The sequence below is a fragment of the Sunxiuqinia dokdonensis genome, assembly GCF_001270965.1.
In the GTDB taxonomy this organism is placed as follows: Bacteria; Bacteroidota; Bacteroidia; order Bacteroidales; family Prolixibacteraceae; genus Sunxiuqinia; species Sunxiuqinia dokdonensis.
In genome coordinates, this window is sequence record NZ_LGIA01000098.1 from 1 (window position 1) to 9,179 (window position 9,179).

Below are 9,179 nucleotides of genomic sequence, written 5' to 3' on the forward strand. Positions count from 1 at the left end.
TTTATACGGAAATATTCCCTTCAACTGGATGAAACAGGGGATTTGAAATATTACCGGAAGTTTCGGATTTTTTCGGCCATTTTTGTGGTGACACTAGCCATTACCAGTGTCACTTCGTCGTGGGACTGGCTGATGTCGATTGATGCACACTGGTTTAGCACCCTCTATGGCTGGTATGTTTTTTCGAGTATGTTGGCCAGCGGAACAGCGGTGTTGATCATCCTGCTGATTGTATTGAGGCGAATGGGCTATATGGCGCACGTCAACAGTGAGCATATTCACGATCTTGGGAAGTACCTGTTCGGTTTCAGTATTTTCTGGGCTTATTTGTGGTTCTCGCAGTACATGCTCATCTGGTATGCGAATATTCCAGAGGAAACCGTCTACTTTTACGAAAGACATAAGCACTTCAGCACCATATTTTACGTCAATTTAATTCTGAACTTTGTGGTTCCGTTTTTTGCGCTGATGACCCGTGATTCAAAACGCGGCTCGTTAATCCTGTTACCGGTGTCGGTGATTGTATTTATTGGCCATTGGCTTGATCTTTACCAGTTGATTATGCCTGGTGTTGTGGGTGGGGAAGAGTCGGGAATTGGAATTCCAGAAATTGGAATCACGATTGGCTTTGTTGGGCTGTTCTTGTTTTTTGTTTTTCGGTCGTTGGCCAGAGCGCCGATGGTGCCAAAGAATCATCCATTTTATAAAGAAAGTTTTGAATACCATACCCAATACTGATATGAGAAGATCTGTGAGTCTATACCTGTTGCTTGTTGTCGTGGCATTGTCTGCGGCCTGTACCCGTGACAAAAGCCGGCCAGGACATACTTTTTTCCCCGATATGGCTTACTCGCCGGCCTATAAAACCTATTCAGAAAATCCTGTTTTTGAAGAAGGAACCACCATGCGTTTGCCGGCTGAGGGAACTATTCCCCGTGGTTTTAAGCCCTATCCTTTTGAGGGGCGCTCAATGGATGAACAGGTACGAGCCGGGCAGGTTCTGGTTAATCCACTCGATGCAACGCCCGAGGTGTTGGATGAAGGAAAACGCCAGTATGAGATTTTCTGTATCAGCTGCCACGGTGAGATTGGCGATGGTAACGGACACTTATTTACAAGCAGAATGTTTCCGGCTAAACCCCGCTCATTGGTCGATGCATATTTGGCAGAAAAACCTGATGGCGAAATATTTCATGTGATTACAGTCGGTTCTTTTTCCGGCTTGATGGGGCCTCATGGGGGACAGATTAGCCCTGAAAACAGATGGAAGATTGTGCATTATGTGCGCTCTTTGTCTCAGGAATAAAACGAATTGTTCAAAAATCGAAGATCGTTTGAAAATCAAAAAAAATACCATTGCCAAAGTGCAGTACGCGGTCGCTGATGCGACTGACGGAAAAATACTTCAGCAGGTTACTGCGCATGACGCTCAGGAATTTTTATTTGGAAATCAACTCCTGCTGGAGGTTTTCGAACAAAATCTGCAGGGCTTGTCGGCTGGCGATGAATTCTATTTTCAGGCTACTGAAGCCGAAGCTTACGGCCCCATCGACCCCAAAGCAATCGTAAACCTACCGCTGACTACATTTGCTGAAGAAGACGGGCGAATTGATGATGAAGTGGTCCGGATCGGACGTGTCTTTCCGATGGGGGACAAGCAGGGAAACGAGCTTTTGGGCAAGATTGTCGCTCTAGAAAATGATCAGGTAACCATGGACTTTAATCATCCGATGGCAGGTAAAGACCTGATTTTTTCAGGCAAGATCGTTGCTGTTAGGGATGCGCTTCCCGATGAAATTCCCGATTAGAATTGTAGTATTGGCCATGCGAGCGCGGTGATGCATTAACAGACTCGAAAATGCGCTTACTTTCCGGCTTTCCACAAAAAATGAAAAATGATTGCGACTATTTGCCTTCTTTTTTAGTCGACAACAGTCGTAAACTGGTCTGTTTTTGATCTTGATTTGTTTTAGTTTCCAAGTAAATTTCCTTTACATCCTGCGATGAACTGGAGAAGGTGCTGAGGTCCAAAACATAGGTTTCGTAACCGTCACATCGAATCAAGACATTCAGGCTGTCACCGGGGAGATTCCAGAGACGGAATTCGCCATCTTTGTTTGTAATGGTGCCTATGCCGAGCTGATCGTCTTCAAGACATACACTGACGCCATAAAGTGGTTTATGGGTCTCTTTGTCCATTACTTTCCCGTAAACATTGGAGGTTTGGGCACTGCCTGCTGTAGCGATCAGGCATGAAATCATGAATAAATTGAGTAAGATAAGTGGTGTTTTCATACGTTAATGTTTTAAAAGGTACGTACGAAACTCACTTTAATGTTTTCACTTCTACTTTTTGTTTAGTCCAAAATTTTTAAATGAAATTTTAAAGTTTGTTTCCTGGCTTGTTTTCATGTTTGTCTATTGTCTATTATTACTGACAAATAACTTGCCAAAGGGTTGCTTCGATGATGTTAAAAAGATTAAATATTTCCAATTTAAGCAATCCAAGTCAACAGGCACCAAATCTGAGTTGAAATAAACCGCAATTAACACCTCCCCGGAGATCTTATTTTACAACGCGATAACCTCTTTTTTCAATGGCAGCCATAATTTTTCCGGGGTCAGTTACCGACGGATTATAAACAACACGTGTCGTTGAGTCTTCATGGTTAGCTTGAACTTCTGCAATCCCTTCAAGTTCATTTACACCTTTTTGAATGGACATTTCGCAATGGTCGCATGTCATTCCTTCAACATGATAAACCAGTTCAATATCTGCAACGGCTTTTTCTGGGGCGGTTTTCGTGTCTTTTTGATTGCACGCCACAGCAATCAGAATAAAGAGTGATAATAGCAGGCTTGTTTTCATAGCATTTTTTTTTACGGATTAAAATAGCTTGATGTATTGGAACAACATCCCATTTTTAGGTTTGTTCATCAACGATACAGGAGGCTGTCCACGATTATGGCAATCATCATAAACAGGTATAAGAAATTGAGCTTGAAAAAAGTGCTTCTTACCTGGAGGTTGTTTTTCAGAAGTAGTTGCGAGCTTGTCGTAACAAGCAAATAAAAGATGTAAAGCAGAAGTATGGCGATGACGATCTTGCCGATCATGATTTTTAGCGCAATGATTAGTGCGGCTGCAACGGTCGATAAAATCCACGTGTAGCTCAGTCGTTTAATTTGGTTGTCGGTAAAGATGTCTGTTAAGCTCGGGTAACCAACCAACTTGTATTCTTTTCCAAACATCAACAACAACAGCCAGAAATGGGGAATTTGGCCGATGAAAAAGAAGACCGCTACCCAAAAAATAACCGGACTGAGCAAGTCGCCTCCTGTAGCCAGCCATCCAATATAGGGTGGTAGGGCTCCAACAAGGGAGCCGGGCACCACCGCAAAGGCTGTATACTTTTTCAGTGGCGTGTAAAAACCGTTGTAAGAAAGGAGGGTAATAGTGCTAGCGATCAGGGCTGCCGGCGGGAAATGAATGGTTAAAATTACTGCACCTGAAACAAAATAGAGTAAGGCTACCAAAGAGGCGAGTAAAGGAGAAATTTTCCCCGAGGGAATTGGTCTGTTTTGTGTGCGTGGCATGACAGCATCAATGCGGTGTTCTTGCCAATGGTTGATGGCGCCGGAGCTGCACGAAATTAAAAAAACGCCCACGCCCAGGTAAAGACCTTCCAGCCCAATCGTTCCCGTTTGAAGGGCAAAACCGGTTAGGGCAGATAAAGCAACGGGCAAAGAAATTCGTGCTTTGCCCAGTTGTAAAATAAGCTTAAGATAGGAGCCAATGGTTTGACGGCTCATGCTATTGAAGTGTTTTCAGGTATTCAATAATTTGTTCAACGTCCGAGTCACTCAACTGTCCCTGGTAGCTTTGCATCAAACCTTTGTTAAAACCATCGACAATGTCAGCCTCTGGTTCATAAATTGAGCGTTTAATGTATTCGTCATCCACCGTAATAGTCCGCTCGCTTCCTCCTGTTTTTACAGTTACTTCATGACCGTAAATTCCTTTAAAAGAAGGACCAATAATTTTCGATCCATCAATTGAATGGCAGGCAAAGCAGCCAATATTGGTCATAATTCGTTTACCTGCTGCTGCAGGAGAATCTACCTCGGCGCTGGCCACTTGTTGTGTGGTATCGGTGTACCACTTGTTGAAGTCATCTTGGGGCATTACTTTCACCCAGTTGTACATGTAGGAGTGCTGAAGTCCGCAATATTCGGTACAAAACAGTTCGTAAATACCTTCGTTTGTCGGTGTAAACCACATAAACTTTTCGCTGCCCGGCACCACGTCTTCCTTCACCCGGAATGCAGGAATAAAAACGGAGTGGATCACATCCATCGACCGAAGATTCAGTTTGACGGGTTGGTCTTTTGGCACAAACAACGTGTCGGTTCGCCGGCCGTTGTCATACTCGAAAGTAAAATTCCACATCCGGCCAACCACCGTAATTTCAAAACTATCGTCTGGCGCTGTTTTCATAGGTTTCCATCCTGCCCAGCCGTAGTAGAACATGATCAGTACCAAGATGGTTGGAATAACAGTCCACACCAGTTCCAACAGGCTACTTCCCTTTATTTGTACCGCCTTTGGGTGTCGTTTTCTATTGTATTTGAAAATAAAATAGATCATGACTGCTGTCAGGGCAATTAGAAAGAAAAAGCTGACAGCAAGAATAAAAATAAATGCCCGGTCGACTCCGGTAACAAAATTAGAGGCTTGTGTTGATGCTAGAATATACATAGTTTCTTATCTGAAATAGTAGTCAAAAAACGTAACAAGAACGATAGCGATAAACAAAATAAAAACCATTCCAACCATAATTTGGATGTAGGCTTTGTCAAATTTCAGGTGCATGAAATAAACCAGTACCAAGCCCGATTTGATTGAGGCGAGCAATAATGCTCCGACAACTGTGAATGCTCCCAAATTGATATCTGTTATTGCAATTGAAATAAAAGTTAGCACCAGCAGTAGCAGCAAAACAACCGCGTAAAGTCGGTACGGCACGATATGATGTTTTTCATTTTCCATGATTCAGTCGTTAAGTGATTAGGTAAAATAAAGGGAAAAGGAAAATCCAGATTAAATCGACCAGGTGCCAGTACAAACCCGCATTTTCCAGCAAGGATGGCCGGTCGGCATGAACGGTTCCTTTTTGCACGCGTGCCAGGGCAAATCCCATGATAACTAGTCCGGCAACGATGTGCAAGGCGTGCAGGCCGGTCATGACAAAGTACAAACCAAAGAAAAGCACTTCGCCTTGGCTCATTTCCGCTTTCATAAACTCAGATCCTGGGAAAATTCCATGATCAAATTTTACACCCCACTCGAAATATTTGTTCACCAGAAAAATTAATGCCAGCATAAAGGTAATTTCCAGCAAAACAATGGTGGTTGCTTTTTGCTTTTTCTGAAGGGCGGTAGTTGACATGGCAATGGTCATACTACTAATCAGCAGAATGACTGTGTTTAAAGCGCCAACGGTTGTGTTTAGTTCTTCGGCCGCCAGGTGAAATGCATCTGCATTCATATAACGGTAAACCGAATAGACAATGAAAAGCCCTCCAAATAGAAGCAATTCAGTAAAAATGAAAAGCCACATCCCGATCTTCGATCCTTCCGGGTCATAGTGCTCGTCATGGTGAATAACTTGTGACATAGGTATAGCGTTTATTGATATTCGTAAGGTCCGTCTTTTTCTTGGTATTCAGGAATCTCGTCAAAATTTTCAACCGGGGGTGGCGACGGAACAGTCCATTCCAGTGTTTTGCCGTTCCAAGGGTTTGCCACGGCAATTGGCCCGCTTTTCGCTGACCGGAACAGGTTAATGATGACAATGATCAAACCTAAGGTCATCACCCATGAACCCAATGTTGATAGGATATTGGCGGCATGAAATTCTTCAAGATAATCGTAATAACGGCGTGGCATTCCTTGCATTCCCAAATAGAACATGGGCGAATATAGAGCCAGGAAACCGATGGTGAAGATCAGCCAGCCAATGTTTGCCCAGGTGGCATCGTACATCCGGCCAAACATTTTTGGGAACCAATAGTGAATGGCACCAAAGAAGGAAAATCCAACACCACCGAATACGATAAAGTGGAAGTGGGCAACCACAAAGGCTGTGTCGTGCAGGTAAACGTTGGTTGCCAGGGCACCAACGACCAAACCTGACAAACCTCCAATCATAAAAACAAAGATGAAGGAAGCTGCCCAGTAAAACGGCGTTTGCACATTGATGGATCCTTTATACATGGTTGAAATCCAATTGAATACTTTTATGGCACTGGGAATAGCGACTAAAAAGGTTAGTATCGAAAATGTATACTGAGCTGTTCCACTCATTCCCGATGTAAACATGTGGTGGCCCCATACAAAGTAACCAATAAAGGCAATTGCCAGGGTCGAAACCACAAGGACTTTGTACCCGAAAATATGTTTTTGAGAGAAGGTTGGAATAATCTCAGAAATCGCACCCATGGCAGGAAGAATCATCACATAAACTGCCGGGTGGGAATAAATCCAGAAAAGGTGCTGGTACAAAATCGGATCACCGCCCAGTGCCGGATCGAACACGCCGATCCCAAAAATCCGCTCCAAAGCCACCAAGACCAGCGTAATTCCAACGATAGGAGTTGCCAGTAACTGAATCCATGCGGTTCCATAGAGTGACCAGGGAAACAGTGGCATTTTCGTCCATGTCATACCCGGAGCCCGCATGCGATGCATGGTTACAATAAAGTTTAGCCCCGTGAGGATGGATGAAAAACCCAGCACAAAAGCGCCGAAAATGGCGGGGAGCATATTGGCCCCGGTTTTAAAACTGTAGGGCGCGTAAAAGGTCCAGCCGGTATCCGGCGACCCATCGCCAAACAAGACGGAGGTGATGACCAGAAAAGCTCCGGCAATATAAACCCACCAGGATAATAAATTCAATTTCGGGAAGGCCACATCTTTGGCTCCAATCATAATGGGGAGCATGAAGTTTCCAAAGACTGCCGGAAGGCCTGGAATCACAATCATAAAAATCATGATCACTCCGTGAACCGTGAAAACCGCATTATAATCTTTGGCATCCATAATGGTTTTTCCCGGGGCAATCAGCTCAAACCTCATGGCCAGGCCCAGAATAACTCCAACTAAAAACAAGGTCATCATGGAATACAGGTAGAGCAGACCAATGCGCTTGTGGTCAGTGGAAAAAATCCACGCCCGAAGCCCCTTGTGTTTGCCTTCGTATTCCAAATAACTTACATCAGTGGGGATTTTAGAACTTGCTTGCATATAAATGTTCGTTTGTTAAACTTCTTTTCGTTTAGGTTTAAATACTAAATACAGGAATATAAACAATGCAATAAATATAATAATTGATCCGGCAATTTTTGTCACATTCAAAACATAGGTTTGCCCAACAGGATCATATGAATAGCAAAATTGTAATATTTTATTGATGGTTGGCCCTGATTTTCCTTTGTTGGCTTCAATGATGGCCATCTTAAATTCAAAGGGTAAAAAATAAATTCCGTTTAGGTAGCGGGTTATTTTTCCATCGGGACTGATGACCATGACCGATGCGGCATGCAAAAAATCGTTTCCTGTTCTTTTGTATTGAAAACCCACGGCCTTTGTTGCTTTGACGATACTGGCACTATCGGAAATGAAGAATTTCCAACCGGCACTGATGGCTTCTTTTTTATTGACCAGATTCAGGTAGTTTGTCTTTTTCCGTTCAGCGAGGTCAAGGGTTTCTGTGGGGTCGAAGCTGATGGTCAGCACTTGGTAATCTTCGTTTGGTTTCAAATCCGACCGATCCATCACTTCGGCAAGGCCTTCCATGAGCGGGCTGCAGATACCGGGACAACGATAATAAACAAAATTTAAAACCGTTGGCTTGTCAATCAGATCGGTCAGTAAAACGCGCTGCGAATCCAATCCGGTAATGTAAATGTCTTTTGGCAAGTACTCATCCAAATGCTCAACAACCCCTACCTCGGGATCGTCAGGCGCATCGGAGACGGGGTTGATTTGCCCAAATGAGTTGATTTGAAGTATGGTGGCAATGAAAAACAATAAATGTTTAAGATTTAGCCTCATTTTGTTTTTTTATCCTCTTGATTTTTGATTTTCCACAAGATAGAAAGACCGACTTAGTTTATCACCATAAGAAACCCAAAAACACCATTGAATGTTTATAAAAAAGGAAATAAAACCATTATTTTTTTGAGATTCCACGCGGCCCTCCTGCTCTTGTTTTTTTTTGGTTTTTACGACATCTTCCTAATTAATTCTGCTTCAAGGATTAGAAGTCGCTTTTTGCCCCGATCAGTGGCAACAGCTGTCGTCCATGCTTCGTTCTGCCGGAGCCAGTTTCTCTGCTTTGGGACTCACATAAGGAATGCCGAGCGACAGCCCCCGCAGGATAAAAAGAATGCCGAGGAGTACGATGAAGTAGGGGACAACCTTGCGCATGCCTGAACGCAAACGCGCACTGATCATGTTCCCGGTCAACGAAATCAACAACATCATCGGAATGGTGCCCAAGCCAAATAAAATCATAAACAACGCTCCGGAAAGGACATGGTTCGTATTGATGGCGCCGGCAATGGCTACGTAAACCAATCCGCAGGGAAGCAGGCCGTTCAACAATCCAATCGTAAACAGCGATTGGTAGGAATGATTGGAGAACATTTTGCGCAAGCGCGAAATCAATCGTCCGGCATAGCCAGTAAATAAAGCGCTAAAACTTATTCGCTGTTTGAAAAAGTAAGGAAAAAGTACGCTCAAAATCATTACTGCGCCGAGCAAAATGGAGGTCCATTGCTGAAAACCGGCCAGGTGAATGCCGGCGCCTAAAAGCCCAAACAGCAATCCGAGTACCGCGTAGGTGAGGGTGCGGCCGATGTTGTAGAGCAAACCTCCGGCAATTTTTGCTCCGGCACTGTGGCTTTTTAGGGGCAAGGCCACCGCAATGGGGCCACACATACCAATGCAGTGAAAGCTTCCGACTAATCCGATCGTTAATGGGGCAATGAAATCAAAGATCATGGTAGTTGTATTTCAAGTTCCTGATAATAGGGTTTCTCATTCGAAGTCCAGTCCAGTTTAACGGTATAGCGCCCGCGTGGAAGGTTTTTTACCGAAATTGATTGGCTCAGGC

The 9,179-nt window shown here is 43.9% G+C and carries 11 protein-coding genes and 1 pseudogene; 3 read left to right on the plus strand and 9 right to left on the minus strand.

What is annotated here, in order from left to right; all coding sequences use genetic code 11:
• The 3 genes and pseudogenes from NC99_RS22080 to NC99_RS07230 all read left to right on the plus strand — a co-directional run.
• Positions 1–738, plus strand: a pseudogene (locus tag NC99_RS22080) (quinol:cytochrome C oxidoreductase); the annotation flags it as partial.
• Between the two features lies 1 nt (position 739).
• Positions 740–1,306 (plus strand): c-type cytochrome, encoded by a 567-nt coding sequence (locus NC99_RS07225; protein WP_082326355.1) that lies wholly within the window; start codon positions 740–742, stop codon positions 1,304–1,306.
• 28 nt (positions 1,307–1,334) lie between these two features.
• Entirely contained in the window at positions 1,335–1,808 is a 474-nt protein-coding gene (locus NC99_RS07230) for an FKBP-type peptidyl-prolyl cis-trans isomerase (RefSeq protein ID WP_053181567.1), read from the plus strand.
• A 97-nt stretch (positions 1,809–1,905) separates the two neighbouring features.
• Here the strand turns inward: NC99_RS07230 and NC99_RS07235 are convergent, their stop codons facing one another.
• The 9 genes from NC99_RS07235 to NC99_RS07275 all read right to left on the minus strand — a co-directional run bounded on the left by NC99_RS07235 (position 1,906) and on the right by NC99_RS07275 (position 9,067).
• A complete protein-coding gene (locus tag NC99_RS07235) occupies positions 1,906–2,295 on the minus strand; it encodes a carboxypeptidase-like regulatory domain-containing protein (protein WP_082326356.1) in 390 nt (129 codons plus the stop codon).
• A gap of 271 nt (positions 2,296–2,566) precedes the next feature.
• Complete coding sequence (locus NC99_RS07240; protein ID WP_053181573.1) at positions 2,567–2,869, minus strand: heavy-metal-associated domain-containing protein; 303 nt, start codon at positions 2,867–2,869, stop codon at positions 2,567–2,569.
• A 68-nt stretch (positions 2,870–2,937) separates the two neighbouring features.
• Positions 2,938–3,813, minus strand: coding sequence for a protoheme IX farnesyltransferase (locus NC99_RS07245; RefSeq protein ID WP_053181577.1), 876 nt, complete (start codon positions 3,811–3,813; stop codon positions 2,938–2,940).
• A 1-nt stretch (position 3,814) separates the two neighbouring features.
• The gene (gene coxB, locus NC99_RS07250) at positions 3,815–4,759 is read right to left on the minus strand and encodes a cytochrome c oxidase subunit II (RefSeq protein WP_053181580.1); all 945 of its coding nucleotides are present in this window, start codon (positions 4,757–4,759) and stop codon (positions 3,815–3,817) included.
• A 6-nt stretch (positions 4,760–4,765) separates the two neighbouring features.
• On the minus strand, positions 4,766–5,050 hold the full coding sequence (locus NC99_RS07255) for a cytochrome C oxidase subunit IV family protein (RefSeq protein WP_053181583.1): 285 nt from the start codon (positions 5,048–5,050) through the stop codon (positions 4,766–4,768).
• Positions 5,051–5,060: 10 nt separating this feature from the next.
• Entirely contained in the window at positions 5,061–5,678 is a 618-nt protein-coding gene (locus NC99_RS07260) for a cytochrome c oxidase subunit 3 family protein (RefSeq protein WP_053181586.1), read from the minus strand.
• An 11-nt stretch (positions 5,679–5,689) separates the two neighbouring features.
• Positions 5,690–7,306 (minus strand): cytochrome c oxidase subunit I, encoded by a 1,617-nt coding sequence (locus NC99_RS07265; protein WP_053181589.1) that lies wholly within the window; start codon positions 7,304–7,306, stop codon positions 5,690–5,692.
• A 15-nt stretch (positions 7,307–7,321) separates the two neighbouring features.
• Complete coding sequence (locus tag NC99_RS07270) at positions 7,322–8,116, minus strand: SCO family protein (protein WP_082326357.1); 795 nt, start codon at positions 8,114–8,116, stop codon at positions 7,322–7,324.
• Positions 8,117–8,344: 228 nt separating this feature from the next.
• On the minus strand, positions 8,345–9,067 hold the full coding sequence (locus NC99_RS07275; protein ID WP_157624618.1) for a sulfite exporter TauE/SafE family protein: 723 nt from the start codon (positions 9,065–9,067) through the stop codon (positions 8,345–8,347).
• Positions 9,068–9,179 lie beyond the last annotated feature (112 nt).

What these genes read in the sequence shown, in the direction of transcription:
- NC99_RS07225 (WP_082326355.1), top strand. Translation starts at nt 740, where the DNA reads ATGAGAAGATCTGTGAGTCTATACCTGTTGCTTGTTGTCGTGGCATTG.
- NC99_RS07235 (WP_082326356.1), bottom strand. Translation starts at nt 2,295, where the DNA reads ATGAAAACACCACTTATCTTACTCAATTTATTCATGATTTCATGCCTG.
- NC99_RS07240 (WP_053181573.1), bottom strand. Translation starts at nt 2,869, where the DNA reads ATGAAAACAAGCCTGCTATTATCACTCTTTATTCTGATTGCTGTGGCG.
- NC99_RS07245 (WP_053181577.1), bottom strand. Translation starts at nt 3,813, where the DNA reads ATGAGCCGTCAAACCATTGGCTCCTATCTTAAGCTTATTTTACAACTG.
- coxB (WP_053181580.1), bottom strand. Translation starts at nt 4,759, where the DNA reads ATGTATATTCTAGCATCAACACAAGCCTCTAATTTTGTTACCGGAGTC.
- NC99_RS07255 (WP_053181583.1), bottom strand. Translation starts at nt 5,050, where the DNA reads ATGGAAAATGAAAAACATCATATCGTGCCGTACCGACTTTACGCGGTT.
- NC99_RS07260 (WP_053181586.1), bottom strand. Translation starts at nt 5,678, where the DNA reads ATGTCACAAGTTATTCACCATGACGAGCACTATGACCCGGAAGGATCG.
- NC99_RS07265 (WP_053181589.1), bottom strand. Translation starts at nt 7,306, where the DNA reads ATGCAAGCAAGTTCTAAAATCCCCACTGATGTAAGTTATTTGGAATAC.
- NC99_RS07270 (WP_082326357.1), bottom strand. Translation starts at nt 8,116, where the DNA reads ATGAGGCTAAATCTTAAACATTTATTGTTTTTCATTGCCACCATACTT.
- NC99_RS07275 (WP_157624618.1), bottom strand. Translation starts at nt 9,067, where the DNA reads ATGATCTTTGATTTCATTGCCCCATTAACGATCGGATTAGTCGGAAGC.